Origin of the sequence: Citrobacter sp. R4, from assembly GCF_026719175.1 — a bacterium.
In the GTDB taxonomy this organism is placed as follows: domain Bacteria; phylum Pseudomonadota; class Gammaproteobacteria; order Enterobacterales; family Enterobacteriaceae; genus Citrobacter_A; species Citrobacter_A sedlakii.
Window position 1 is genome coordinate 1,083,576 of the sequence record NZ_JAPPSU010000001.1, and the last position, 26,826, is coordinate 1,110,401.

General features: G+C 54.2%; 26 protein-coding genes. 10 read left to right on the forward strand and 16 right to left on the reverse strand.

Features of this window, described 5'->3' with window-relative positions:
- The first annotated feature begins 122 nt into the window (after window positions 1-122).
- Window positions 123-929, forward strand: a complete 807-nt coding sequence (locus OOJ60_RS05125) for an IclR family transcriptional regulator domain-containing protein (RefSeq protein WP_042284694.1) — start codon at window positions 123-125, stop codon at window positions 927-929.
- On the opposite strand, the gene smrA is transcribed toward OOJ60_RS05125, so the two are convergent.
- On the reverse strand, window positions 926-1,489 hold the full coding sequence (smrA, locus tag OOJ60_RS05130; RefSeq protein WP_042283291.1) for a DNA endonuclease SmrA: 564 nt from the start codon (window positions 1,487-1,489) through the stop codon (window positions 926-928). The two genes, OOJ60_RS05125 and smrA, sit on opposite strands and share 4 nt — an antisense overlap.
- Before the next feature lie 421 nt (window positions 1,490-1,910).
- On the opposite strand from smrA, the gene ogt reads away from it, so the two are divergent.
- The 3 genes from ogt (at window position 1,911) to uspE (ending at window position 4,474) form a co-directional block, all read left to right on the forward strand.
- The gene (ogt, locus tag OOJ60_RS05135) at window positions 1,911-2,426 is read left to right on the forward strand and encodes a methylated-DNA--[protein]-cysteine S-methyltransferase (RefSeq protein WP_042283293.1); all 516 of its coding nucleotides are present in this window, start codon (window positions 1,911-1,913) and stop codon (window positions 2,424-2,426) included.
- Window positions 2,427-2,619: 193 nt separating this feature from the next.
- Window positions 2,620-3,372: a fumarate/nitrate reduction transcriptional regulator Fnr gene (gene fnr / locus OOJ60_RS05140; protein WP_060571260.1), complete on the forward strand. Its 753-nt coding sequence runs from the start codon at window positions 2,620-2,622 to the stop codon at window positions 3,370-3,372.
- Window positions 3,373-3,523: 151 nt separating this feature from the next.
- A complete protein-coding gene (gene uspE / locus OOJ60_RS05145) occupies window positions 3,524-4,474 on the forward strand; it encodes a universal stress protein UspE (protein ID WP_042283298.1) in 951 nt (316 codons plus the stop codon).
- A gap of 45 nt (window positions 4,475-4,519) precedes the next feature.
- Here the strand turns inward: uspE and OOJ60_RS05150 are convergent, their stop codons facing one another.
- Window positions 4,520-4,780, reverse strand: coding sequence for a DUF2534 family protein (locus OOJ60_RS05150; RefSeq protein ID WP_042283301.1), 261 nt, complete (start codon window positions 4,778-4,780; stop codon window positions 4,520-4,522).
- A gap of 263 nt (window positions 4,781-5,043) precedes the next feature.
- Here OOJ60_RS05150 and OOJ60_RS05155 point away from each other — a divergent pair, with 263 nt between their 5' ends.
- On the forward strand, window positions 5,044-5,601 hold the full coding sequence (locus tag OOJ60_RS05155) for a LuxR C-terminal-related transcriptional regulator (protein WP_205612062.1): 558 nt from the start codon (window positions 5,044-5,046) through the stop codon (window positions 5,599-5,601).
- A 428-nt stretch (window positions 5,602-6,029) separates the two neighbouring features.
- Here the strand turns inward: OOJ60_RS05155 and OOJ60_RS05160 are convergent, their stop codons facing one another.
- Window positions 6,030-7,643: a peptide ABC transporter substrate-binding protein gene (locus tag OOJ60_RS05160; RefSeq protein WP_042283304.1), complete on the reverse strand. Its 1,614-nt coding sequence runs from the start codon at window positions 7,641-7,643 to the stop codon at window positions 6,030-6,032.
- Window positions 7,644-7,826: 183 nt separating this feature from the next.
- Between OOJ60_RS05160 and mpaA the strand changes: the two genes are divergently transcribed.
- Window positions 7,827-8,555 carry a murein tripeptide amidase MpaA gene (gene mpaA / locus OOJ60_RS05165; protein WP_205612063.1) on the forward strand — a complete coding sequence of 243 codons (729 nt, stop codon included), beginning with the start codon at window positions 7,827-7,829 and terminating at the stop codon, window positions 8,553-8,555.
- Here the strand turns inward: mpaA and ycjG are convergent.
- Window positions 8,530-9,495: an L-Ala-D/L-Glu epimerase gene (ycjG, locus tag OOJ60_RS05170; RefSeq protein ID WP_205612064.1), complete on the reverse strand. Its 966-nt coding sequence runs from the start codon at window positions 9,493-9,495 to the stop codon at window positions 8,530-8,532. The genes mpaA and ycjG overlap by 26 nt on opposite strands.
- 121 nt (window positions 9,496-9,616) lie before the next feature.
- On the opposite strand from ycjG, the gene tpx reads away from it, so the two are divergent.
- Window positions 9,617-10,123, forward strand: a complete 507-nt coding sequence (tpx, locus tag OOJ60_RS05175) for a thiol peroxidase (RefSeq protein WP_042283311.1) — start codon at window positions 9,617-9,619, stop codon at window positions 10,121-10,123.
- A 111-nt stretch (window positions 10,124-10,234) separates the two neighbouring features.
- On the opposite strand, the gene tyrR is transcribed toward tpx, so the two are convergent.
- From tyrR to OOJ60_RS05190, 3 genes are all read right to left on the reverse strand, one after another.
- Window positions 10,235-11,776 carry a transcriptional regulator TyrR gene (tyrR, locus tag OOJ60_RS05180; RefSeq protein WP_205612065.1) on the reverse strand — a complete coding sequence of 514 codons (1,542 nt, stop codon included), beginning with the start codon at window positions 11,774-11,776 and terminating at the stop codon, window positions 10,235-10,237.
- Between the two features lie 147 nt (window positions 11,777-11,923).
- Complete coding sequence (locus OOJ60_RS05185; RefSeq protein WP_181823119.1) at window positions 11,924-12,988, reverse strand: YcjF family protein; 1,065 nt, start codon at window positions 12,986-12,988, stop codon at window positions 11,924-11,926.
- The gene (locus OOJ60_RS05190) at window positions 12,985-14,382 is read right to left on the reverse strand and encodes a YcjX family protein (protein ID WP_042284697.1); all 1,398 of its coding nucleotides are present in this window, start codon (window positions 14,380-14,382) and stop codon (window positions 12,985-12,987) included. Before OOJ60_RS05190 ends, OOJ60_RS05185 begins: the two co-directional genes overlap by 4 nt.
- A gap of 355 nt (window positions 14,383-14,737) precedes the next feature.
- Between OOJ60_RS05190 and OOJ60_RS05195 the strand changes: the two genes are divergently transcribed.
- The 3 genes from OOJ60_RS05195 (at window position 14,738) to OOJ60_RS05205 (ending at window position 17,053) form a co-directional block, all read left to right on the forward strand.
- Window positions 14,738-15,454, forward strand: coding sequence for a YebC/PmpR family DNA-binding transcriptional regulator (locus tag OOJ60_RS05195; RefSeq protein ID WP_042283320.1), 717 nt, complete (start codon window positions 14,738-14,740; stop codon window positions 15,452-15,454).
- Between the two features lie 244 nt (window positions 15,455-15,698).
- On the forward strand, window positions 15,699-15,932 hold the full coding sequence (locus OOJ60_RS05200; RefSeq protein ID WP_205612066.1) for a DUF1272 domain-containing protein: 234 nt from the start codon (window positions 15,699-15,701) through the stop codon (window positions 15,930-15,932).
- Window positions 15,933-16,042: 110 nt separating this feature from the next.
- Window positions 16,043-17,053: a LacI family DNA-binding transcriptional regulator gene (locus OOJ60_RS05205; protein ID WP_205612067.1), complete on the forward strand. Its 1,011-nt coding sequence runs from the start codon at window positions 16,043-16,045 to the stop codon at window positions 17,051-17,053.
- A gap of 86 nt (window positions 17,054-17,139) precedes the next feature.
- On the opposite strand, the gene OOJ60_RS05210 is transcribed toward OOJ60_RS05205, so the two are convergent.
- From OOJ60_RS05210 to OOJ60_RS05250, 9 genes are all read right to left on the reverse strand, one after another.
- Window positions 17,140-18,045 carry an OmpG family monomeric porin gene (locus tag OOJ60_RS05210; RefSeq protein ID WP_042283326.1) on the reverse strand — a complete coding sequence of 302 codons (906 nt, stop codon included), beginning with the start codon at window positions 18,043-18,045 and terminating at the stop codon, window positions 17,140-17,142.
- A gap of 77 nt (window positions 18,046-18,122) precedes the next feature.
- Window positions 18,123-19,202 (reverse strand): ABC transporter ATP-binding protein, encoded by a 1,080-nt coding sequence (locus OOJ60_RS05215; RefSeq protein WP_181823116.1) that lies wholly within the window; start codon window positions 19,200-19,202, stop codon window positions 18,123-18,125.
- 10 nt (window positions 19,203-19,212) lie between these two features.
- Window positions 19,213-19,875, reverse strand: a complete 663-nt coding sequence (gene pgmB, locus OOJ60_RS05220) for a beta-phosphoglucomutase (protein ID WP_205612068.1) — start codon at window positions 19,873-19,875, stop codon at window positions 19,213-19,215.
- Window positions 19,872-22,148: a glycoside hydrolase family 65 protein gene (locus OOJ60_RS05225; RefSeq protein ID WP_205612069.1), complete on the reverse strand. Its 2,277-nt coding sequence runs from the start codon at window positions 22,146-22,148 to the stop codon at window positions 19,872-19,874. Before OOJ60_RS05225 ends, pgmB begins: the two co-directional genes overlap by 4 nt.
- Window positions 22,145-23,200 carry a Gfo/Idh/MocA family protein gene (locus OOJ60_RS05230; RefSeq protein ID WP_205612070.1) on the reverse strand — a complete coding sequence of 352 codons (1,056 nt, stop codon included), beginning with the start codon at window positions 23,198-23,200 and terminating at the stop codon, window positions 22,145-22,147. The genes OOJ60_RS05225 and OOJ60_RS05230 overlap by 4 nt, the downstream gene beginning before the upstream one ends.
- A 9-nt stretch (window positions 23,201-23,209) precedes the next feature.
- Entirely contained in the window at window positions 23,210-23,998 is a 789-nt protein-coding gene (locus OOJ60_RS05235) for a sugar phosphate isomerase/epimerase family protein (protein ID WP_042283336.1), read from the reverse strand.
- A 17-nt stretch (window positions 23,999-24,015) separates the two neighbouring features.
- Entirely contained in the window at window positions 24,016-25,068 is a 1,053-nt protein-coding gene (locus OOJ60_RS05240) for a zinc-dependent alcohol dehydrogenase (RefSeq protein ID WP_060571271.1), read from the reverse strand.
- Between the two features lie 30 nt (window positions 25,069-25,098).
- A complete protein-coding gene (locus OOJ60_RS05245; protein ID WP_205612072.1) occupies window positions 25,099-25,941 on the reverse strand; it encodes a carbohydrate ABC transporter permease in 843 nt (280 codons plus the stop codon).
- Complete coding sequence (locus OOJ60_RS05250; RefSeq protein WP_205612073.1) at window positions 25,928-26,809, reverse strand: carbohydrate ABC transporter permease; 882 nt, start codon at window positions 26,807-26,809, stop codon at window positions 25,928-25,930. Before OOJ60_RS05250 ends, OOJ60_RS05245 begins: the two co-directional genes overlap by 14 nt.
- Window positions 26,810-26,826: the final 17 nt, after the last annotated feature.

The window sequence follows — 26,826 nt, forward strand, 5'->3', positions numbered from 1 at the left end:
ACAAAATGTGACCCACTTAACGAAGCCAGGCAAGGGCGATAATCGAAATATGGTGCGATAATCGAACGATGTGTATATTTGTGCGAAGAATGTGATCGATGGCGAACAATGAGGGGAAAACAGTGGAAAAACATCCGGACGATCGTTTGAGCAACGAAGCCGACCCGTTTAAGGGCGACCCGAATTTTATGGCCTCGCTGGCGCGCGGGCTGGAGGTGATTCAGGCGTTTACGCCGCAGCGCCGGGTGATGTCGATATCGCAGATCAGCCAGAAGACCGGCATTCCGCGCGCAGCGGTACGCCGCTGTCTGTATACGTTGGGTAAACTGGGGTTTGTCTATGCTGAAGACGGTAAAAATTTTGAACTGCGCCCCCGGATCCTGGCGCTGGGGCATGCTTACCTCGCCTCGACGCCGCTGGCGCGCGCCACGCAGCCGGTACTCAAGCATCTGAGCGATATGCTCAATGAATCCTGCTCCATCGCCACGCTGGACGGCGACGATATTCTCTATATTGCCCGCGCCTCCAGTTCGCGGATCATGACCATCGATCTGGACATTGGCAGCCGCCTGCCCGCGTGGTCTACCTCAATGGGCCGCGTACTGTTAAGCCACCTTTCGGAAGATAAACTGAATGATATGCTGGGAAGAATCACCATGATTCGCTACACCTCGCAAACCGTCGATTCTGTTTCGGCCCTGCGCGCGGAGCTAAAAAAAGTGCGGCAACAGGGCTACGCGCTTAACGATCAGGAACTGGAGATGGGACTACGGTCAATTGCCGTACCGTTAATTAACGCCCAGGGACAGGTACAGGCAGCGTTGAATGTGGGCGTCCATGCCGGACAGGTTTCCGCGGAGGAACTGCGAACCCGGGTACTGCCTGAACTGCAAAAAGCCGCGCAGGAGCTGTCGCTGTTGCTACATTAACGGCTGCGTTTGGCGTGGCGTTCCCAGTTCTCCTGTTTTGCCTGTGCGGTTTTACGCAGCGCCACGTAACAGGCGCCGCTGCCGCCGTGGTGCGGCAGCGCCGTACAGTACGCCTGCACATCATCAAATTCGGTCAGCCAGCGCGCCACATAGCTGCGCACGATATTCGCGTGCGAGTGATCGTCCCGCCCTTTACCGTGAATGATGAGCACATTACGTAAGCCATCCTGCAAAGACTGGAGAATAAAGCGGAACAATTGCTGGCGACAGACTTCCACCGGCTGGCGCAATAAGTTCAGGCTGGCCTGCTGACCGTATTTTCCGCCACGCAGTTTGTCGAGCACGCCCTGCTGTAGCCCCTCGCGGCGAAATTCCAGCGGTTGCGCCAGCGGGACAATGTCCAGAAAACCGGTGGTGAGGAAATTATCAAGCTGCAGCGTGTCGATACGCTGCGGCTTACGCGCGTTGCGCACCGGCTGCCAGTGAACGTCTGTACAACGTTTGAGAGGCTGGACATCCTCCATGGCGTCAAGAAACAGCGCTTTGTCGTCAAGGTTCATGCTTCATCCTCCCGTTTTTAAGACAACCGTTATCATAACCGTCCCCCTGAATAGCGACAATGGTTTACAGAAGTTTCCAGTAAGCGACGATGAATCCCTGTTTGTCCGTGCTATCAGCGCAGAATTTTTACGGGTGATACACTCCCAGTTTATCCGCAATTAAACTATCTGATTTAACTTATGATTTTTTAAAATCAATCACTAATACCGGCTGGACCCCCAACACCGCTCTTGCTATAAGTCATTACCCGCATTCAGGAAAACATCCGGGATTACTTAAGGAAATACTGCTGTGTGTACTGTAGAGTCTGGCGATGTCGACAGACTCTTTTTTTTATCCCAAATCAGGGGTATAGCGGCATGGAAGTTCGCCATGCTAGATTGATGACGGCTAATTAGCGGTACTGATACGAGGCGTCGAATGCTGACACTACTGGAAGATAAAATTGCGACCCCGCTGGGACCATTGTGGATCCTCTGCGACGAACAGTTCCACCTGCGCGCCGTGGAATGGGAACAGCATAGCGACCGAATGGAACAACTGCTGGATATTCATTATCGTGCCGGGGGGTATTCCCGCATCCCGGCGAAAAACCCCGGCGGGCTGGCCGATAAACTGGCTGACTATTTTGCCGGGAATATCGATGTGATTGACACTCTCCCCACCGCAACCGGCGGAACGCCCTTCCAGCGCGACGTCTGGCAGATGTTACGCACTATTCCAAAAGGACAGGTGATGCACTATGGTCAGATGGCGGAACAGCTTGGTCGCCCCGGCGCGGCGCGCGCGGTGGGCGCAGCCAATGGCTCGAATCCCATCAGCATTGTGGTGCCTTGCCATCGCGTCATTGGCCGAAATGGCGCCCTGACCGGCTACGCTGGCGGTGTACAGCGCAAAGAGTGGTTACTACGTCACGAAGGCTATTTGTTACTCTGAGTCCAGGCAATTCGTGCCTTCTTGCTCACACTTTTGCGTAAAGATGCCTCACTCAAGGTGAGGTTTTTCAACAAGATAGAAATATTTTCCGCTCACTTTCCGGAATTATCCGCTATTGCGCTCTGCTCAGACTTACGTGCCCACCAAAAAGATGTTAAAATTGACAAATATCAATTACGGCTTGAGCAGACCTATGATCCCGGAAAAGCGAATTATACGGCGCATTCAGTCTGGCGGTTGTGCTATCCATTGCCAGGATTGCAGTATCAGCCAGCTTTGCATCCCGTTCACACTTAACGAGCATGAGCTTGATCAGCTTGATAATATTATCGAGCGTAAAAAGCCGATCCAGAAAGGGCAAACCCTGTTTAAAGCAGGTGATGAGCTGAAATCGCTCTACGCCATTCGTTCCGGTACGATCAAGAGCTACACCATTACCGAACAAGGTGACGAACAGATTACCGGCTTCCACCTCGCGGGCGATCTGGTTGGCTTCGACGCTATCGGCAGTGGCCATCACCCAAGCTTTGCACAGGCGCTGGAAACCTCAATGGTCTGTGAAATCCCGTTTGAGACGCTGGACGATCTGTCAGGCAAAATGCCCAATCTGCGTCAGCAGATGATGCGCCTGATGAGCGGCGAAATCAAAGGCGACCAGGATATGATCCTGCTGCTGTCAAAGAAAAACGCGGAAGAGCGCCTGGCGGCATTTATCTATAACCTTTCTCGTCGTTTTGCCCAGCGTGGCTTCTCACCGCGCGAGTTTCGTCTGACCATGACCCGCGGCGATATCGGTAACTACCTCGGCCTGACTGTCGAAACCATCAGCCGTCTGCTGGGGCGTTTCCAGAAAAGCGGCATGCTGGCAGTAAAAGGCAAATACATTACCATCGAGAACAGTGAGGCGCTGGCGGTGCTTGCCGGTCACACGCGTAACGTCGCTTAATCTTTCCGCAACTTCTCCAGAAAACCTTCTGTCGAATCGCTAAATTTTCCTGATTTATTGATCTGACAGAAGGTTCTTCCCTGTTTCATTTCTCGTTATTGGGTTACTCTTTTAGTTACAGACTGCGGTGACAGTTGTAAGGAGACCCTGTATGGCTATGTATCAAAACATGCTGGTGGTTATCGATCCGAATCAGGACGATCAACCTGCGTTACGGCGTGCGGTTTATTTGCATCAACGGATTGGTGGCACCATAAAAGCCTTCCTGCCGATCTATGACTTTTCATACGAAATGACGACCCTGCTGTCGCCAGACGAGCGTACGGCAATGCGTCAGGGCGTCATCAGCCAGCGGACCGCATGGATCCGCGAACAGGCGAAATACTATCTCGAAGCAGGCGTTCCGATTGACATTAAAGTGGTCTGGCACAACCGTCCCTTTGAAGCCATCATTCAGGAGGTCATCAGCGGCGGACACGATCTGGTGCTAAAAATGGCCCACCAGCACGATAAACTGGAAGCGGTGATCTTCACGCCGACCGACTGGCATTTATTGCGTAAATGTCCGAGCCCGGTATGGATGGTCAAAGACCAGCCGTGGCCAGAAGGCGGGAAAGCGCTGGTGGCGGTGAACCTTGCCAGCGAAGAACCTTATCACAATGCGCTGAATGAGAAACTGGTTAAAGAAACCCTGCAACTGGCCGAGCAGGTCAACCATACCGAAGTGCATCTGGTTGGCGCCTATCCGGTCACTCCCATCAACATTGCTATTGAACTGCCCGAGTTCGACCCCAGCGTGTATAACGATGCGATTCGCGGTCAGCACCTGTTGGCGATGAAGTCTCTGCGCCAGAAATTCAGTATCGACGAAAAAGTCACCCACGTAGAGAAAGGATTACCGGAAGAGGTGATCCCGGATCTGGCTGAACATTTGCAGGCGGGGATTGTGGTGCTGGGCACCGTGGGGCGTACCGGTATCTCCGCCGCGTTTCTTGGCAATACCGCGGAACAGGTTATCGATCATTTGCGCTGTGACCTGCTGGTCATCAAACCCGATCAGTATCAGACTCCGGTAGAACTCGACGACGACGAAGACGATTAACCGTAAGATTTATAAGCGAAAGGCCCGAATGTCGGGCCTTTTCTTTTACGGTTTGTCATCCCCACCGAGGAAGTAAATCCCCAGCGGTATCGCCAGTAAAATCGTAAAGACCAGGCTGTAGACACAAATCATCGATGACTGGATGACGTACATTGATGTCGTCCAGTCCGCCAGCGGTATGTCGTACTGCTCAATCACCCCGCCAATGGTTGCACGCGTGACGACAGTCGCAGCGATGATGAATACGCCAAGCAGGCAAAGCAGGAATTTTTTTCCTCTCGCCGTCTTAAGCTTTCTCATGATCATGACGATCTCCTTCTGTAAGTGAAAGCTCCGTTACTTGTGCGTAACAATACCATGACATTATGCTAAAGTCTGCTGTCATGTTCCGTCTCTTTACATTACATCCCTGTCAAATATTCAGTTTGGTTACAAACAGTCTGTCCATAATTGGATAATTTAAGCATTGCTATCCTATTTTCTACCCTCCAGAATAATCACTATCGGGGTGAACTTTTCATTAAAGTTGTCTCACATGTAATCTTATTTATGTCTATGGGTGATTGGGTATGGCGGAGATTTTTATTCAGGGCGACGATCATTACGCCCGAGTAGCCGTTGAGCATTTGGTAGCAAAAATAATAAATCATAATTCAAAAGAATTAAATCCTGGTGCCAGTATAGCGGTTTTCATCTTTGAAAAATCGTGGATTGACGTATCAGAACTAAAAGCGCTGACCACGTGTAATGCGGAACGTATTTTAATTATTGGCAATCCTCAGCTGTTAAATTTTTTGTCACTGAAAGTGGACGATCGCAAGATGTTCTATTGTGAGATCAATATGCCCCTTGTAGCCATTGAAGCCAGACTATCTCTGCTGTTACGTAAAAGAAAAATTGCTATCCCTTTGTGCGAGGTGAGAAGCCCCAAAGAGCCACAAAGGATGCTCAACTGGAAGGAATTCATGATCATTTCACTGTATATCAGCGGCATATCCGTCAGGGGAATCGCAGGCGTAATGCAACTGGACAGTAAAACGGTTTATACCTATAAAAGTCTGGCGATGCGCAAAATGGGACTGCGTAATAAAGTGAGTCTGGTCAGGCACTGGTGTCACTATCATTAATATACCGCCTCAGTGATTTTTCACTGAGGCGTGCTTGCATGTCATCCAAATATGAACGTCCCTTCTCCCCCTCTTCTTTCCGCACCAGCCAAATAGTTTAAATTTATTATTAAACTGTTATTCTTTTGTGCTCTTACGACACGTTTATTACGCTTAGCTGGCGAGCGATTAACGGAAACCGCTTCTGTTTGCGCTGACGGCATTATTTTTCTTGCATCGTTAACTCTGCAAACGGATTCATTTGATAATGAAGGAGTGCGGCGCATTGCACGACTGTGTTACCTGTCTGTAGAAACAGGTGCGAGCGCTTGCGCCACTCTCTGTTGCGCGGCATGGGCAATCTGTGCCGCGACTGGCATGGCATCTCCCTGCCGGGGCGGGTACCTGAATAGCCCCTGTGTGACCAGTCAGAAATGCCATGCTTACATTCAGTGCTTCACGATATACATCGTCCGGCTGTAGGCCACATCTTCCGGGTTGGCGATCGGATACCCCTTCAACCAAGGTTTGATTAGCCGTCCGTTGGTATACTGATAAATCGGGGCGATGGGCGCTTGTTCCATAAGAATTTTTTCAGCCGCATTGTAATCGGCGTTACGCGCCTGGGCCGTATTTTCCAGCGTGGCCTGGGTAAGCACTTTGTCATACGCCGGGTTATTGAAGCGCGAAATATTGCCGGAATGGGTCGACGTTAGCAGCGACAAAAATGTCGACGGTTCGTTGTAATCGCCAACCCAGGAGGCGCGAATAACGTCAAAATTGCCGGTGTTGCGGCTGTCGATATAGGTTTTCCATTCCTGATTTTGCAATTTTACCTCTACGCCGAGATTTTTCTTCCACATCGAGGCCACTGCGATGGCAATCTTCTGATGATTTTCGGAGGTGTTATACAACAGCGTCAGCTTGAGCGGTTTCTGCGGTCCGTAACCCGCCGCGCGCAACAGCGTTTTCGCCTGCGCATTCAGCTCTTCCTGGCTCATTTGTTCGAATGGCGACGGCTCAGGTGTAAAGCCTGCGGTGACATCCGGCGTGAAACGCCAGGCCGGTTTTTCGCCCGTTCCTAACACTTTCCCGGCCATAATACGACGGTCAATGGTCATGCTCAGCGCCAGACGCACGCGGGAATCCGCCGTAGGGCCTTTTTGTGTATTGAACGCGTAATAGTAGGTCCCCAGCTGCGGTGGTGTATAAACCTGACCGGGAATGTCCTTAAGCAGCTTTTGATACATATTTTTCGGAAAGGACTCGGTGATATCAATATCCCCTGCCAGATAGCGTTTTGTGGCGGCGGATTCCTGATTGATTGGCAGAAAAGTGACCTTTTGCAGGACCGTTTTCGCATTGTCCCAGTATTGCGTATTCGGCACGACCACCAGCTTTTCGTTCACCACCCTGTCCTTCAGCACGTAAGCGCCATTGCCGATAAGATGACCCGGTTTGGTCCAGTCCTTCCCACTTTCGACGTTGGCTTTTTGCACCGGATAAAACGCAAAATTTGCCGTCAGATTGGCGAACCACGGCAGCGGTTTATCCAGCTGGACTTTCAGCGTACGGGCATCCACGGCGCTAACGCCGAGTTTGTCCGGCGTCGCGTTGCCATCAATAATCGCCTGCGCGTTGTTGATGCCTGCCAGCGCCGCGAACCATGCGAAAGGAGAAAGGGTCTTCGGGTCAACCAGCCGTTGCCAGCTGTAGACAAAATCCTGCGCGGTGACAGGTGTGCCGTCAGCCCAGCGGGCGTTCTCACGCAGGGTAAATGTCCAGATGCGGTTATCGTTGCTTTTCCATTGAGTGGCGACGCCGGGGATGATTTCCCCCTTTTCGTTCTGATTCACCAGCCCTTCATAAAGATCGCGGATGACCTGGATCTCCGGCAGCCCTACTGCTTTCGCCGGATCGAGCGTTGCCGGTTCGTCTTTGATATGGCGAACCAGCTCCTGTTTCTCTGCCAGTACCGTACCGCCGGGAACCTCCGCAGCCCAGGAGTAAGAGATGCTGCTTACCATCAGCGCACAACAGGTGACTGCAACAGAGTGCTTCATACGATTCCCTCAAAACGGCTTATCATTAATGGCGTAATTATTTGTTTCGCCATAGGGAAATGCAAATACCTTCCGGCAAAAAATTGATATCACGACTAAATATCCGGACGCGTGAAATCAATTTGATTATCGGCAAAAATTGCACAACACTGCGAAGACTATCCTCAGCAATCCGAGACGCTTATGACCGTTACCCGCCCACGCGCCGAGCGCGGCGCATTTCCGCCCGGCACTGAACATTATGGTCGATCGCTGTTAGGGGCTCCGCTGATCTGGTTTCCGGCTCCGGCGGCAGATCGTGAAAGCGGTTTAATCGTTGCGGGAACGCACGGTGACGAAAATTCGTCGGTGGTTACCCTTTCCTGCGCGCTGCGTACTCTGACGCCGTCGCTGCGTCGCCATCATGTGATCCTTGCGGTGAATCCGGACGGCTGTCAGTTAGGGCTGCGCGCCAACGCCAACGGCGTCGACCTGAACCGCAATTTTCCCGCCGCGAACTGGAAAGCCGGGGAAACGGTCTATCGCTGGAACAGCGCCGCCCCTGAGCGCGATGTGGTGCTATTAACGGGAGACCATCCGGGTTCAGAGCCGGAAACGCAGGCGCTTTGCCAGCTCATTCATCAGATTCATCCCGCGTGGGTGGTGTCGTTTCACGACCCGCTGGCCTGTATTGAAGATCCTGCCAGCAGCGAGCTGGGGGAATGGCTGGCGGAGGCATTTTCCCTGCCGCTGGTGACCAGCGTGGGCTATGAAACGCCCGGGTCTTTCGGCAGTTGGTGCGCGGACCTGAATTTGCATTGCATCACTGCGGAATTCCCGCCGATCTCAGCAGATGAGGCCAGCGAGATCTACCTCCAGGCGATGTCCGGTCTACTGCGCTGGCACCCTAAAGATGCAATTGTCCTGTCGTAAAGTGCAGCGACGGCTCCACGTCAACGGCCAGCCAGGTGGGGCCATCGAGATCGGCATACGTGACCTGCGGCGTGAGCGGTAGCGCCGCGCCGATCGCCCGCGATGTACAGAGCATACAGCCCAGCATCAGCGAAAAACCCTGCGCGCGAGCCTCTGTCGCCAGCGTCAGCGCCTCGGTCAGTCCTCCGGTTTTATCCAGTTTTATGTTGATCATTTCATAGCGTCCGCGCAGCGCCTTGAGACTGCTGCGGGTATGGCAACTCTCGTCGGCACAGAGGGGTAAAGGATGGATAAAATTCTCCAGCGCAACGTCATCCTGGGCCGGGAGCGGCTGTTCAAGCATGGCCACACCGAGATCCGCTAACAGCTGGCAGCGCGCCGCCAGGCCTTCCGCACGCCAGGACTCATTGGCATCGACAATAAGCGTCGCCTCCGGCACAGCCGAACGAATCGCCACCATCCGCTCGCTAATCAACCTGTCATCCAGTTTCACCTTTAACAGTCGCGCGCCCGTTTCCCACAGTGCCGCCGCGCTGGCGGCCATCTGTTCTGGCGTACCGATCACCACCGTTTGCGCCGTGGTGATCTCCGCGTCCAGCGTAACGCCGACAGCGTCGGCAAGCGTTTGCTGCTGCTGGCGAGCGCTAAGATCCCATAACGCGCAGTCAACGGCATTACGCGCCGCGCCAGCAGGAAGTACCTGCTGAAGTGCTTGCCGGGTCAGTCCCTTTTCCAGTTGCGGAACGATACTCATGATTTGCGCAAGGACAGACGCGTCGCTTTCGCCGTAGCGCGGATACGGCGTGCATTCCCCGATCCCTCTCACGCCATTTTCTTCCAGTTCAACCACCACCACCCGCGCTTCACTTCGGCTGCCGCGGGCAATCACAAAGGGAGTGTGTAACGGCCAGGCTTCCTCGTATACCTTTACTGCTCTCATCTTTTCTCCTCATGCGAAAACGTGGTCGTTTGTGCGTTACGCAGAAATAGCGTTTGCCGTGTTATCGGCTGTTGGCATAAACTAGCTACGACGTTAACTATATGTAAACAGGAAGATAACCATGTCACAAACCGTACATTTCCAGGGCAACCCGGTTGCAGTCGCCAACGCCATTCCACAAGCGGGTAGCAAGGCGCAGCCTTTTACCCTCGTGGCAAAAGATCTGTCCGACGTCGCGCTGAGCCAGTATGCGGGCAAGCGTAAAGTGCTGAACATTTTCCCGAGCATCGATACCGGCGTTTGCGCGGCATCGGTACGTAAGTTTAACCAACTGGCCACCGAGATCGAGAATACCGTTGTGCTGTGCGTGTCTGCGGACCTGCCGTTCGCCCAGTCTCGCTTCTGCGGCGCGGAAGGCCTGAGCAACGTTGTTACGCTTTCTACCCTGCGCAACCCTGAGTTCCTGAAAAACTACGGTGTAGAAATCACCGATGGCCCGCTGAAAGGCCTGGCTGCGCGTGCCGTGGTGGTGATTGATGAGAACGACAACGTGATTTTCAGCCAACTGGTAAACGAAATCACTCACGAGCCTGATTATGCTGCGGCGCTGGACGTGCTGAAAGCATAATTGCCAACGGGTGCGCCGGATAGCGGTTGATACTTAATCCGGCCTACCGGCGCCCCACAGGCCTGATGCGGATAACGCAATCAGGCCTTCCAGAGCGATTCCCCTTCCCCTTTATTCTTCACCCTTCTTCTGGCTCAGCCCATATTCCCGCAGCTTATTGGCGATAGCCGTATGCGACACGCCCAACCGTTTTGCCAGTTTGCGCGTGCTCGGATAGTTACGATAAAGCTGGGTTAACACCGAACGCTCAAAGCGGCTGGTGATTTCATCCAGCGAACCTTCCATTGCGTCTTCGCCTACCGCCACGGCGGAGGCGTCGTAATCCGGCAATAAAATATCCTGCGGCCGCAGTTCATAACCCTCAAGCTGGGTCAGCGCGCGATAAACGGCATTTTTAAGCTGTCGCACATTGCCCGGCCAACCGTAACGGGTCAGGACCGTGCTTAAGTCGGCAGAGAGTTTAGGACGCGGTACGCCCTGCTCGTCGGCAAAACGCGCCACGAACAGTTCGGTCAACGGCATGATGTCCTGCGGGCAGTCGCGCAGCGGCGGCAGATTCAGGGTCAACACGTTAAGACGATAGTAAAGATCTTCCCGGAACACCCCTTTCTGCACCAGCTCAACAAGGTTTTTCTGGGTAGCGCAGATCACACGTACGTCAACGCGCACTTCGTGATCTTCTCCGACACGGCGGAACGTGCCGTCGTTCAGGAAGCGCAGCAGTTTAGTCTGCATCCGCGGCGACATCTCGCCAATCTCGTCAAGCAGGACCGAACCGCCGTTCGCCTGTTCGAAAAAGCCTTTTTTGCCTTCCGGCGCGTGACCAAACAGCTCACTTTCAACGGCGTCCTCGGGGATCGACGCGCAGTTGAGCGCCAGATAGGGTTTCCCCGCGCGCGGGCTGGCCTGATGGCAAGCATAGGCAAACAAATCTTTTCCCGTACCGGTATCGCCGGTAATCAGCAGCGGCGCGCTGAGGGTCGCCAGCTTACGCGCCTGCTCTACCACATGCTTCATCTTAGCGCTGACGGCGATGATCTGGCTGAACGCGCTGACGTCCTGCGTCGCCAGGTTTTGCAGCTGGCGGCCCATACGGATGGTCGAGCGTAGCATCACTACCGCGCCGGTCAGCATCTGCTGCTCGGCTTCGCCCTGCAGATACACCGGGGTGATTTCCATCAGGAAATTCTGGCCGTTAATGACCACGTGCTCGTTGTGCGAATTTTGCGGATTTCCCTCCAGCCAGCGCTGAAAGTTAAAACCGTTGATCAGTTGGGCAGCGGTATGATTGCGCATCCGCTCCAGGTTGAGCGCAAAAAGTTGACAGCTTGCCGGGTTCGCCATGTCGATTTTGCTTTTCAGATCGAGCGACAGAACCGGTTCCGGCAGGGCTTCAAGCAGCGCGCTCAGCGCCAGATGCTCTCGCTCAGAAGGCATCCACGGCACCGTTCGCACGTCCGTCACGCCGGATATACGGCGAATCTCCGCCATCAGACTGCTGAAGTGATTGAACTCCAGTTCGGCAAAATTGAGGTAAATTCGCCCAATCGGATCTATCTCTATACCGCGTAAATCAATGCCGCGCAGCACCAGCAGGTCGAGTAATTCACGGGTCAGACCAAGACGGTCTTCACAAAAGACTTCCAGACGCATGGGGAGAACCTTCACCTGAATAAAGAACGTTAAATAAGATGATAAGCCAGGATTCGGATAGCAGGAAGGATTCTGTCAACAAATATTGACAGCATGATGGAAAAACAGGCGTTTCGGCGTAAAGATACGCGGTCAACGCCTGTCTGGTCAGGATTTTTCCCGGGCAGCGGCGTTTTTCTGCAAGGTCTCTTTCACCTGCCCAATAAGCTGACGACGAAAATCGCCCAGTCGCGGTTTATCATCCTCCATCCACGGCAGCGGGCGGCAAAGTTCCATCGCTTTGATGCCCAGACGCGCGGTCAGCAGTCCGGCGCCAATCCCCTGCGCGGCGCGCGTGGATAAGCGGGCGGCAAGATCCTGCGACATCCAGTCCATACCGACCTCTCGCACCAGTTCGCTGGCGCCGGCAAAGGCGATGTTCAGCAGGACCAGACGGAACAGACGCAAACGGCTGTAATAGCCCAACTCAATGCCGTACAGCGCGGCGATACGGTTAATCAACCGTAGGTTACGCCAGGCGATAAACGCCATATCCACCAGCGCCAGCGGACTGACGGCGATCATCAGCGTAGACTCCGCCGCCGAACGGCTGATTTCACGTCTTGCCTGCGCATCCAGCACCGGTTGCACCAGATGCGCATACAGGCTGACGATCTCACGATCGTTCTGGGTCTCGTGTATCGAGGCGTACCACCGCTGTAGCGCCGGATGTGATTGATCGATTCCCGCCTGCCGGGCCAGCTTTTCACAAAACGCGCGGGCTTTCCCGGTTCCGTGGCTGTGCAGCAGTTCCCGGGCGTCGTCGCGTTCATGGGCGCGCTGGCGTAAGCGCCACAGACGTCGCCATTCCGTCGCCACAGAACCCACGCCCGCGCCGATAATCAATGCGCCGGCAGCACACCCACCCAGCGCCACCCAGTCCTGAGTTTGCCAGGCATTGAGCGTCCACTGGACACCCTGGCCCACGACGCTGGCGCCAAACAGCGCCAGCCCGCCCATGACCATTTTGCGCCACAGGCTGCGTTTTGGGCGCAATGCTGCGTCAATCACCGCTTCGGCTTGCCCTTCTTCTTCCAGCGGTTCGTCGATGTTAGCCGGAGCGAAGCTTTGCGCCTGTGCCTCGCTAAACGTCTGTTGCGCCCTGAACACCGGATCCTGCTCCGGCTCAAGCGGACCGGCGAAATCGATACGCGGTTTTAACGGCTCGCTCATCGCAATTTATCTCCTATTAAAAATTCCAGCGCGGCATCCAGGCGAATGTGCGGCAGCGGTTTGTCGACATCCATTTTTTGCGGACGAAACGCCTCAAACTGAAAGCCCTGACTGTCCCAGAAAGCCTGCCCGGGCAGACGTGCAGGCACCTCACCCGGGTAGACAGTCAGCGGCGCGCCATCGCTTAAGCGATTCCCCCGCAGGGCCGGGATTTTTTCGCCGTTCACGTCAATCAGCCCGCTGGTGGTTGCCTGAACGGAAGCCAGCCCCAGACAGTCCATGCTGATCCCCTCAAAGGCCGCGTTCTGCCAGGCGTCCTGAATCAGCTGTTGTAGAAGCGAGACCATATTGGCGTGCTGGTCGAGTGTCACGTGGTCCGCTTTGGTCGCCGCAAACAGCAGCTTATCAATCACCGGCGAAAACAGCCGCCGGAACAGCGTGCGTTGACCGTAATGGAAGCTTTGCATCAGTTGCGTTAAGGCCAGACGCATATCATTGAATGCGTGTGGTCCGCTGTTCAGCGGTTGCAGACAATCAACCAGGACAATCTGGCGATCGAAACGCAGGAAATGATTTTTATAAAACCCCTTTACGACCTTTTCGCAGTAATAATTGAAGCGTTCGCGCAGCATGCCGGCGTTGGTGTGTTTATCCGCCTGCGCCAGTTTTGACTCTCCCCAGGCATCGACGTCCGGCCACGGGAAAAACTGCAGCGCCGGCGCGCCGGCCATATCACCGGGCAGCACGAAACGGCCGGGCTGGATAAAATGTAGCCCTTCCTGCTTGCACTGGTGAAGGTAATCAGTCCAGGCGGCGGCAATCTCCGCCAGCCGATTTTCATCGGCCTGCGCCAGGGGATCCAGACCTTCGCTGAGCTTGCGCCACGTCGCCGACCATTCTGCGCGCTGCCCCTGAAGCAGCCCGGTCATTTGCCGCGACCAACTGAGGTAATCCTGCGCCAGCATCGGCAAGTCGAGCAGCCACTCCCCCGGGTAATCGACAATTTCCAGATACAGCGTTGATGTGTCTTTGAAATGACGCAGTAACGAGTCATTGGATTTGTAGCGCAGCGCGAGGCGAATTTCACTGACGCCACGGGTTGGCGTCGGCCAGGTCGGCGGCTCGCCATACAGCTGCGCCAGCCCTTCATCGTAGGTGAAACGCGGAATGCCGAAATCACGCTGCGGCACCCGTTTTACGCCAAGCAGGCGTTCTTCACGCACCGCACTGAGCAAGGGCAAACGCGCCCCGGCATGAATGTTGAGCAGTTGGTTAACCAGCGCGGTGATAAACGCTGTCTTTCCGCTCCGGCTCAGTCCGGTAACCGCCAGGCGTAAATGCCGGTCGACGCCGCGATTGACCAGCGCATTGAGTTCATTGGTGAGTCTCTTCATCGCCATCCCGTTATGCCTGAAGGCCAGAAAAAATTATAACGTATACCGGTTATGATGGGGGCAGGTTGTTGATTATCAAGCGGCTGTGGACGGGGCGTCGGCTTCGTATCAGTTCGTGTCTTATCTGTTCTTATTACGGCTCAAGTATTAAGAACAGAAAAAACACTCAGAAGAACATTATCAAATTATATTCACACCATATTTACTGTTGGCAAAACAAAAGTAACACTCCGTATACACGGCATATTTTAATATTCATAGACGAATATTTACATATCATGATATAATACGATAGAAAAAACGCAGATTATTAATCTGCAAGTAATGTAAATAATTTTTCGAGGAGCGAATTCCAGTGGGACGTAAATGGGCCAATATCGTTGCTAAAAAAACGGCTAAAGACGGTGCAACGTCTAAAGTATACGCAAAATTCGGTGTGGAAATCTATGCTGCAGCGAAACAAGGTGAACCCGACCCAGAATTAAACTCATCTCTAAAATTCGTTATTGAACGTGCGAAACAAGCGCAGGTTCCAAAACACGTTATCGATAAAGCCATTGATAAAGCCAAAGGTGGCGGAGATGAAACGTTCGTCCAGGGACGTTATGAAGGCTTTGGGCCCAATGGTTCAATGATTATCGCTGAAACGTTGACGTCAAATGTTAATCGTACGATTGCGAATGTCCGCACAATTTTCAATAAAAATGGCGGAAATATCGGGGCGGCAGGTTCTGTCAGTTATATGTTTGACAATACCGGCGTGATTGTATTTAAAGGAACAGACCCTGACCGTATTTTTGAAATTTTGCTTGATGCTGAAGTTGATGTTCGTGATGTCACCGAAGAAGACGGAAACATCGTTATTTATACTGAATCCACAGACCTTCACAAAGGCATTGCAGCGTTAAAAGCGGCTGGAATCACTGAATTCACAACAACATCATTAGAAATGATCGCTCAATCAGAAATTGAACTTTCACCAGAAGATTTAGCAATTTTTGAAGGGCTTGTTGATGCCCTTGAAGATGACGATGATGTTCAAAAAGTTTATCATAACGTTGCAAATCTCTGATCCTAAATGAGTTAGGCAGCAGCATTTCCAACCGGGTGGTTGATTATAAAATAACCCTCAAAATCCAGCGCAGGCACCTTTTTCACTAAGCATCGGAGCGATGTAGAAGGTGGTGCCCGCAAACGCTATAAACAGATCGTGGTATCCTTTTCATGGTGATCCTGGTGTAATAGCAGGTTTTATTCTGCGTGGCCTGTGGGTCATCTATACTTTCGATGATTTTTCCCTTAACCCGGAGAACACCATGCTCGAACTTCTCCCTAACTGCGAATGCTGCGATCGCGATCTGCCGCCAGAATCAACGGAAGCCTTTATCTGTTCGTTCGAATGTACCTTTTGCAGTGATTGCGTGACTCAGCGGCTTCACGGCAGTTGCCCGAACTGCGGGGGGGAATTGGTTCGACGTCCGGTACGTCCCGCAGCGGCCCTGTTGCAATATCCGGCCTCAACGCAGCGCCGTCATAAACACCGGGCGTAAAACCTTCCTGTTTCAGGTCAGGTTGTTGATTATCCAACACGTTATGTTGTCAACGACTGGCTAACTCCATAAGATGGGTGGCATTAACTCTCTGATGGAGTTCCTGAATTATGTCGCCCACTATTTATGATATTGCCCGCGTTGCGGGTGTGTCGAAGTCGACGGTTTCCCGAGTACTTAATAAGCAAACCAATATATCGCCCGAAGCGCGGGAAAAAGTCCTGCGCGCCATCGACGAATTACAGTATCAGCCCAACAAACTGGCCCGCGCCCTGACCTCCTCTGGCTTTGACGCCATTATGGTCATATCCACCCGCTCCACCAAAACCACCGCCGGAAATCCGTTCTTCTCTGAAGTGCTGCATGCCATTACCGCCAAGGCCGAAGAAGAAGGTTTCGACGTGATTTTGCAGACGTCACGCAGCAGTGAAGACGACCTGCAAAAATGTGAGAGCAAAATTAAGCAGAAAATGATCAAGGGCATTATTATGCTCAGCTCACCTGCGGATGAGTCCTTTTTCGCGCGGCTGGATAAATACGATATTCCGGTGGTGGTTATTGGCAAAGTGGAGGGTCAGTACGATCATGTCTATTCTGTCGATACCGATAATTACCGCGACAGCATTGCGCTAACCGATGCGTTGATCAACAGCGGCCACCGGCTTATCGCCTGCCTGCACGCGCCGCTGGATTATCACGTTTCCGTTGACCGGGTGAATGGCTATAAGTCCAGCCTTCAGGCACACCAGTTGACGATCCGCGATGAGTGGATTATCGACGGCGGTTACACCCATGAGTCCGCGCTATGCGCCGCCAGGGCCTTGCTGAGCCAGAGCACATTACCGGATGCCGTCTTCGCCACGGACAGCCTGAAATTAATGAGCCTTTATCGTGCGGCAGCGGAATTGAATATTGCCATTCCGCAGCAGCTCGCCGTGGTGGGCTACAGTAATGAAATGCTGTCGTTTATTCTGACGCCGCCGCCGGGCGGAATTGATGTGCCAACGCAGGAACTTGGGGAAGAAAGTTGCGCTTTGCTGTTTAAATTAATTCGCGGCAAAAAGGGTCTGCAACATATCACCGTCACGACCCAAATCGCTCTTGCGGGATCGCTGGCGTAAAAACGGGGCGTATTCTGCCCCGTGAGTGAGTGCGTTATCCATAACGCCTGTCAGCGCTGCGCCGCCATCCGGCCGTGCGTTGACAATTAGAAAGCGTAATTCACGCCGACACCGGCGTAGTGGAAATGATCCCGCTCGCCTTCATCGTGATCCTGCCATTCAAACGCATATTCCAGCGTCATGGATAATCCATTCTGGAAATCATAGGCGTACAGCATACCGAGGCGGTTGAAATCATGACCTTCGCGTTCGATGTCGTCCTGCCAGTCCCAGTTGCTCCAGCGATCAAGACCAATACGGGTGTATGGCGTCAGCGTGGTGTTGCCTAATGCCACCGGTAGATAGGCGCGAATTTCCTGCGTCGAGAATTCACCGTTGTTCCGCGACTTGTCGATATTGAAACCGCGTTCAAGGTAATAATTGGTCACCAGGGAGAACGTTTCGTTAATATTCCATGTAAAACCCGTCTCCGTTTCGACGCGGCTGTCGGAATAACCGGTTGTCGATAAATCATTAACGAACTGATACAGGGACAACCAGCCGCCAAAGCGCACGTTATCGCTAATCTTAATATCCCAGTCCGGTGACACTTTCCAGCGCTGCATATTCGCGGTGTCTTTACCCGGTTCATTAACGTAGTGATAGCCGTAATTACGGAAACCGCCGGTCAGACCAAAATTGACGTCGTCGCTTTCCAGAAACTGATAACGCACTTCCAGTTCCGGGCGGTCAAACCAGGTGCCGCGCTTACCCGCGCTGTAATCAACCGGCCCTTCCTGATAATACGCCAGCGAGATTTTCCACGGCCCGTTGGCGGCGTTGAAATAGACGGAGGGTTCAGCCAGCCCATCCATATCTTCACCCTGGCCTTCGACGTTTTCGATTTCATACATGGCGCCGACATTAAAATGCCAGTCATTATTTTCTGCAGCCTGCGCGCAGGCCATTCCTGCGCACATCAGCAGCGCAGTAGAGGACAGTAAGGTTTTCATTATTATTCCTTGTATAAATACAGATAAATAAAATGAGCTAAAGCCAGGAGAACAGGTTCTCCCGGCAAGTTTTCTCGTTAAATAGCGAATTCAGTTTCTGCGTCAAAGAAATGGCATTTCGCCATATCAAAATGAATGGTGATATTGTCTCCTGCGTGATAATCATTAACCGCTCCGGCACGGACCACCAACTCGTGCCCCCCAATGGTGGTGTACAGCATAAATTCCGCGCCGGTCAGTTCTGCGACGCTTATTTTTGCCGCCACGCTATTTTCCTGTTGCGACTCGGGATGAATATCCTCAGGACGAATACCCATCACCACCGCTTTATGTTCGTAGCCTTTTGCTCTCAGCCCCTGTAATTTGTCTTCCGGAATGGTTAATTTCAGGGTTTCGGTTACAAACTGATTGCCGTCGATCGCGCCGCGAATAAAATTCATTGCCGGTGAGCCAATAAATCCCGCGACAAACATATTTGCCGGGTGGTTATAAACCGTTTTCGGCGCGCCCACCTGTTGTACTATCCCGTCTTTCATAATGACGATACGCGTCGCCATGGTCATCGCTTCCGTCTGGTCGTGCGTCACGTAAATCATGGTGGTGTTCAGCTTCTGATGCAGCTTGCTGATTTCCGCGCGCATCTGCACACGCAGTTTGGCATCGAGGTTCGACAAGGGCTCATCCATCAGGAACACCCCGGCTTCACGCACAATAGCGCGTCCTAACGCTACGCGCTGACGCTGACCGCCGGACAACGCGCCCGGTTTGCGCTTCAGATAGTCCCGCAAGCCAAGGATCTGCGCCGCCCAGTTGACGCGTTCATCAATAATGGTCGGGTCAATCTTCTGCATTTTCAGCCCAAACGCCATGTTGTCGTACACGGACATGTGCGGATACAGCGCGTAGTTCTGAAAGACCATCGCGATATTGCGCGATTTTGCCGGAACATCGTTCATCCGTTTGCCGTCGATCAGCAGATCGCCAGCGCTGATCTCTTCCAGTCCGGCAATCATGCGCAGCGTGGTGGATTTACCACAGCCTGACGGACCGACAAAAACGATGAACTCTTTGTCTTCGATCTCCAGGTTAAAATCTTTCACTACGTGAACCTGGTTGTCGTAAATCTTCTGAATATGTTGCAACGAGAGCTGTGCCATAGTGATTCCTTTACTTGTCGTGTTGCCAGAAAGCCGATAAGCACGGCCACGTCAGAGAGTCTGTCGCCGGAAGCAGCAAACCTGCGCCCGTCAAGCCCGAGCCAATGCCTACCGAGCGCATGCCGCTGGCATTGATCGCATCGATTCCAGCCTGTGCGTCTTCGATTCCGATACAGGCCTGCGGCGGTATGCCCAGTCCCTGACACGCGGCGAGGAAAATCGCCGGATCCGGTTTGGAACGGGCTACTTTTCCGACATCGGCGCAATAATCAAAAAAGTGTTCAATTTCCAGCGCCCTGAGAATGGTGGGGGCGTTCAGGGAGACTGACGCCAGGCCAATTGCTATCTGTCGCGCGCGCAGTTCGCCGAGCAGTTCACGGATCCCCGGCAGGATGGAATCGGCGGTTAAATCGCGCAGAGAGTGAACGTAAAGCGCATTCTTACGTGCCGCCAGCGCCTCGCGCGCCTGCTCGCTGAATTCCCCCTCTTTCCCGCCGTGACGTAAAATACGCAGCAATGACTCCCCCCGGCTTATCCCTTTCAGGGTGTCGTTAAATTCCTCGTCGATCGCGATCCCGATGTCTGCGGCGACCTGTTGCCAGGCAAGGAAATGCAGATGCGCGGTGTCGGTGATCACCCCATCGAGATCGAACACTATCGCCTGTAGTTTCATTCACCCTCCTTTTGTGTGGTAGCGGTCCCATTGGTGGGCAAAATAAAGTCAGCGAGGGAACAGGTCTGCTCACCGTTAACGGTCAGCGCCGTCCCGTTCAGCCATAGGGTCACCGGACGAGTGCTACTGATACGCGCTTCCTGTCTCGACAGCGAAATGCGCAGTTCGCTTCCCTGCCACCGAAGTGGGAAGGTCAGTTGCCGCCAGGCGTCTGGTAACGCAGGGTTAAGGTGCAACTCGCCTTCGCGTACGCTTAATCCGGCGAAGCCCTGGATCGCACCAAGCCAGATCGCTCCCGTTGCCGCCGCATGAATGCCGTCATCGCAGCTGTGCGGATCGTCACCAAGATCGATTAGCGTCCCTTCTCGCCAGAAACGATAACCTTGTTCGGCATCGCCACAGCGCGCGGACACAATACCGTGAATCGATTTGCTCAATGAGGAATCGTGAATCGTTCGCGGTTCATAGAAGTTCAGGTTGCGCAGGCAGACATCGGTCGAAAACCGCTCAGGCAGCATGTAGGTCAACATCACGACATCAGCCTGCTTGAGGATCTGCATCTCGTTGACTTCCGCCCGCGAGTAATCGAGCAGAATAGTCTGCTTGCCCGCTTTCGCCTTATATGTCGTGAGATCGATGACCGGCTTACTCAGGAAGGTGTCATCCTGCGGCAGTACTCCGTCCTCCCCTGCCTCCGGCAGCCAAAGGTGCGCGAGAAAATGCGCGGCGCGATGAAGAAACGCCTCATCCGTACAGCCAAAGCGGCGGGAAAATCGCAGCGCCTGGGCGACGTTGTAATGCGCCATGTAGTTGGTGAACGCGTTGTTGTTGACGTGCTCGGTATATTCATCCGGGCCAATCACGTCATGAATTTCCAGCCGTCCGTTGACGTCTGTCGCACGACTCATCCAGAACCGCGCTGTTTCCTGGAGCAGCGTCAGTCCTTCGCGTGCCATAAACTGGTCATCGCCCGTTGCCTGCCAGTAAGCGACCACCGCCCATGCGATGTCAGCGACCAGGTGATGTTCCGCCAGCGCGGAAGCCACCTTCTGACGCAGCCCGGTCCGGATGTTAATGGCCGCGTATTCCGGTGTCTCTTCTTCGCCGCTGCGGGCGCTCTCCCAGGGAAACAGCGCGCCATGCCAGCCATTGCGCCGCGCTTTTTCACGGGCGCCCGGCAGGTTGTGCCAGCGGTAGCGCAGAAGATTGCGCGCCACTTCCGGCTCGGTAAACAGGTGGAACGGCAGTAAAAAGACTTCGGTATCCCAGAAAACATGGCCTTTGTAGCCTTCGCCGGTCATGCCTTTCGCACCGATGCTGCTGCGCTCGTCATGGGCTGGCGTCATGCTTCGCAGATGATAGAGCGCAAAATCCAGCGCCCGCTGATCCGAATTGTCATGGCTGGCGACCTCGACCCGACAGCGCTGCCACCAGTCGCCCCAGTTGGCGGCGGACTCCGTCAGTAAGGCCTCATAACCCTGCAGCGCGCAGTTTTCCAGCGCGCGTCGTCCCTGGCGGGCCCAGGTATCCAGTGACAGATTGCGACTGCTGGTCCACTCAATCCAGGTGAACTTTTCCAGCGTCAACCGTTCGCCCTGGGCGACCTGCGCGGTGTTATGCTGCAACAGGCGACGCTCTTTCGCCGTAAAACAGGACTGCACCTCGCCCTGCACGCGACACCAGGTCGAGACAGAAATATCGCTGCGGCCATCCTGGGTGGAATAAATGCCTTGCAGAAGATGCTGGCCAAACACCCGCACCTGCGTTTCATCCAGATGCTGGCGGCCATGGTTGGTCTGAGTGGCGTCGATGCCGGTGGACACAGATACCGTCGCCGCCGCGTCCAGCGGCGTGATGGACAGTTGCATCGCCACCAGCGGCAGTTGCGTCACGGAAGCGAAGCGGCGGCTCTCGATGGCGAAACGCGCGCCGCCGGGCGCGCGCCAGACCAGTGCGCGCGTCAGCTCGCCACAGCTAACATCCAGTTCGCGCCGCCAGCTTTCAATCGTGCCGCTAAGCAGGGAGAAAATGTCCCCGTTGAGCTGAATATCGACGCCAATCACATCCGGCAGGTTCACCAGTTCATTGATTTCCCCTTTGCCGGCCCGGTGATAAAGTCCGGCAAGATACATCCCGCGCGTCTGCTGCGTGTAGCCTTCTTCGTGGCTGGCGCGGATCCCCAGATAACCGTTGCCTGTCGCCATCAGCGAGGCGTATTTATTCAGGCTGTGCGGGCAAAAACCCGGATCGGATAACATCACTGGTTTACTCATAATTCAACGCACATCCCTGTTTCGGCAGATTCATACAGCGCCGCGACCAGCTGTTGGATCACAAAGCCCTGCTCGGCATCGGCGATGGTGACCGGTTCACCCTGAACGTGGTTCACGAAAGCTTCCATACTGCGATAATGGCGTTGATCATCGGCGCGCTCCCGCTGCGTCAGAATAGCCAGTTCGCCGTTGTGATCGGTGTAGACCTGCGCCGGGAACAGCGTTGCGCCTGCTTTATCGCCGCAAAAATTCACATTCATTATTGATTGTTCAGGAATATTCAGTGCAAAAGAGGTTTCGAGGCGCAGAATACTGCCGTTATGAAATTCAATGGTGCCGAACAGCGAATCTTCCACGGTATAGGTCGTGGGATCCCATTCGCCGAACTGACCGTTATTTTTCCGGGTGCCGATCTTCTGAAAGCTGTGCGCGGTAACGCGTTTCACCAGCGGGAATCCCAGAACGTACATTGCCGCATCCAGCATATGTACGCCAAGGTCGATCAACGGGCCGCCGCCCTGCAGCGCTTTATTCGTAAAGACGCCCCAGCCGGGCACGCCGCAGCGGCGCAGCGCTCTGGCATTGGTGACATAAATTTCGCCGAGCACGCCTGTCGTCACCTGCTCGCGTAACAGTTGCGTGTCGAGAGCAAAACGGTGATGGAAATCATACGCCAGTACTTTGCCCATCCGGCGCGCGGTATTGCACATTTCCAGCGCCTGTTCCGGGGTCATGGCCGGGGGTTTTTCGCACATCACGTGGCACCCGGCTTCCAGCGCCATCATGGTATGTTCATAGTGAAAACGGTTTGGCGAACAGATACTCACGATATCCGGCTTTACGCTTTGCAGCATGCGCTGCGGATCGTCCCAGACCTGCGCATGACCGTATTTTTCTGCCAGCGATTGCGCCTGAGACAGGCGGCTGTCACAGACAGCCACCAGTTCCAGATCCTCGCGGGTGCAGTAGTACGAAGCATGAACCTTATCCGCTACCTGTCCTGCGCCAATAATGGCCACACGCAGCGGGGAGCTTGTCATTGCACTTTTCACGGAAACCTCTTAGCAGGTACGCAACCAGGCCAAAGACTGACGGTAGGCTTCCGGCAGGTTATCCGCCCGGACGCGCCCTTCGTACACCACATAGCCCTGATACTGATCCGCGCGCAGTTGGTCGAACAGCATTTTGAAATTCAGCGTGCCGGTCCCCGGTTGATAGCGGTGGTTGTCAGCAATATGCACGTGCCCCAGCAGGTCGCGGTTATCGTGCAGCGCCTTCGCCATATCGTCTTCTTCAATATTCATGTGGTAGAAATCACCGATGATCTGCACGTGCTTCAGGTCGTTCTCCACGATGTAACGACGTGCATCCGCCAGCGTGTTGATCATGTGATCCTGATAGCGGTTAAGCGGCTCCAGATAAACGACCGTCCCGGTGCGTTCTGCCACTTTGTCGAGATAACGCAGTGAATCGCTGACCATTTTGCGGTCGCCTTCCAGGCTGCGCGGCGAGGTCATCGGCGGCAGACGGAAGGTGAACATTCCCCAGGCTGCCGGGACGATGATCCCTTGCCCGCCGACTTCAGCCAGCGCTTCCAGAATGCGCTCAATCTGCTTAAGACCGTTCAGACGACGCTCTTCAATAAAGTCGCCAATCCAGCCATCGTAGCCGCCGCAGGCCGTGGTCACCGGCAGGCCGGTTTCTTTGATTGCCGCTTTGACTTCGTCGAGGTTGTTGACCAGCAGTTTGCCGTCGATTTCGAAGCCGTCGAAGCCCATCTCTTTGATATAACGAAACTTCTCCAGAATGTTTTCCGGAAAAAATGCCTGGTTCTGCGTTCCAATTTTCATTTTTGTCGTCCTGTCCCTTAAAACGTCACGCCCATTTTGATGCTCTTTTCCGGATGTCTGTCGACGTACTGCATATAGCTTTCCGGGCTGTCTGCGAACGTCACCACCGGGTCGATCAGGTCTTCGCAGTTCAGATACCCATTCATCAGCAGTTCCCAGCAGGTTTCTTCGATACGTTTACGGCTCCAGCGCGGATAGTCCGGATTCGGTTCGCTACAGGCGCGCGAGAAGACGATTTTGGCGTTGTTGAAGTGCGCTTCGCGACCGAGGTTGAACCCTTCGGCGAACGGTTTCGCGAAAGCGACGTAGGAGATAGTGCCACCGTAGGCCAGTCCGCGCAGCGCGGACTGCAACGCGTCAGCATAGCCGCTGGTTTCGATGATCACATCAGCGCCCTGCTTACCGGTCAGCTTTTTGATCTCCATCCCCACGTCGGTGCCGATTGGGTTAAGGCAGAAATCGGCGCCATGACGACGGGCGATATCACAACGATGGGCGATCGGGTCAACGCCAATCACCACGGACGCGCCCGCTTTTTTCGCCAGTTGCACCGCGATCTGACCAATGGCGCCGAGCCCGACGATCACCACGAAGTCGCCCACGCGCACGTTCGCATCGCGCACGCCGCTCATCGCAAACTGCGCCGGGTCGTAACACACGGCGTTTTTCCACGAACGACCTGCCGGCATTTTGCGCAGCTTGTAATTATTCACTGCATTGATGATGACCGTTTCGGACAACGGACCGTAGCCGCAGACGCTGTCGCCCACCGCATAGTCGGTGACGTTGCTACCGCATTCGATAATGTCGCCAACGATCATATTGCCAAGCTGGAACTTGCCAAATTCGATACCTCGCGGCGCGCCTTCCGGACGCGGCATAAACATTTGCCACTCACCGTTGAAATCTTCGTCAATAAACGGGCTGGCGGCGCGAAAGTCGACCACTTCCGTACCGTGCTTCGGCGCGCCAAAGCGCACGCGGATCCGCACCTCATGAGCCTCAATAGCCCGGTCTTCATATTCCACCAGGGCCGCCACACGCGGCGCTGTTGCGACTAACTTTTTCATCTACAACTCCTTGATTAAAAACTGGCCGCCTTAGCCCTTCACGCCACCAGCGGTCAAACCACTCTTAATAAAACGTTCGGAAAGCGCATACATAATGACGACAGGAAGTGCCGTCACCAGCGACGCCGCCATCATGCGTCCCCAGATGTAATCTGGCGTGCTGAACAGGGTGTTCAGTCCCACCGGCAACGTGAAGTTGCTGGCGCTGGAGAGGAAAATGGAGGCGAACAGATAGTCGTTCCACGCCACCATGAAGCAGTAGACAAAGACCGACACCAGCCCCGACATCGCCAGCGGAACGGTAATACGGAAAATAATTTGCAGACGGTTCAACCCATCCATCATCGCCGCTTCTTCGATCTCATCCGGAATGGTGTCGAAGTAGCTTTTCAGCATGAACACGGCGGTCGGCAGGGTCTGGGTCACCATTGTGACGATCAACGCCATTTCGGTGTCGTAAATCCCGAGCGCGGTGATGATCTTGAACAGAGGCACCACCAGCAAAATGCCGGAGAACATGTACACCGTGTAAAAGCTGGCGTTGATGGTCATCCGCCCTTTAAAGCGCAGGCGGGAGAGCGCATACGCGCCCAGCGTCCCCAGAAACACGGCCACGACCGACGACACCACCGACACCACCAGGCTGTTGCGGAAGTAATCGACAAAAGGAAAAATCAGCGGGTTAAAAATGTCGACATAGTGTTCCAGCGTCCACTGCTGCGGCAACAGCGTCGGATGCAGCGAAATCGCCTCTTTCGCGCTTTTGAACGACGTCATCAGCATCACGAAAAAAGGAAACAGCGTGATAATAAGAAAGATGATCAGGCCGCAGTAAAAAACGACACGTCCGAGTTTGCGTTTATTTGTTGCCATTGAGGTTCACCCGTTTTCTGGTCAGCAAAATGACGGCGAAGATAATGATGAAAAGCACCACCGAGATCGCTGCCGCTTTCCCTAAGTCATTAAAGGCAAAGGCCGTTTTGTAGAGATAGACCCCGAGAATATCGACCTTGGTGGTCAACAGATACACGTCGGCGAACATGTAGAACATCCAGATGGTGCGCAGCGTAATCACCGTCGCCAGTACGGGCATAATCGCTGGCAGCGTGACAATGCGAAAACGTTGCCAGGCATTAGCGCCGTCCATTTCCGCCGCTTCGTACAGTGACTTATCAATGGTCTGCAAAATCGCCAGAAACGAGATAAACGCATACGGGAAGTAGCGCCAGATGGCGAACAACGCCACCAGCACGAAACTGCTGCCGGGATTGTCGAACCACAGCGGCGCCTGATCGTAGAGATGCAGCAGATCCACGCCGAGATAGTTCACAATGCCGTAGCCGTTGTTGAACATGTACTTCCAGGCGAACACCAGCGAAATCGACGGCGTCACGTAGGAGAGGATCACCAGTGAACGCGCCGTCTTGCGCAGGCGGAATTCACGGTTGAAGAACATCGCTACGCCCAGCCCGAGCACGGTACTGCCTGCCACCACCAGCGCGGTGTACCACACCGTCATCCACAGCGAGTGCCAAAATCCGGGATCGGAAAGGATGCGAATGTAGTTGCTCAACCCCACAAAGGTGGCGTCGATGCGCGGGTTTAGCGGCAAGCGCAAAAAGCTGATTTCGATGTTCGATATCATCGGCCAGGCCACCAGGCCGCCCAGCAGCAACAGGCTGGGCGCCAGGAGCAGCAGCGCAAAAGGCATATCGGATCGACCTGAAAATAATCGGGTCATAACTGCGTTCCTCTTAG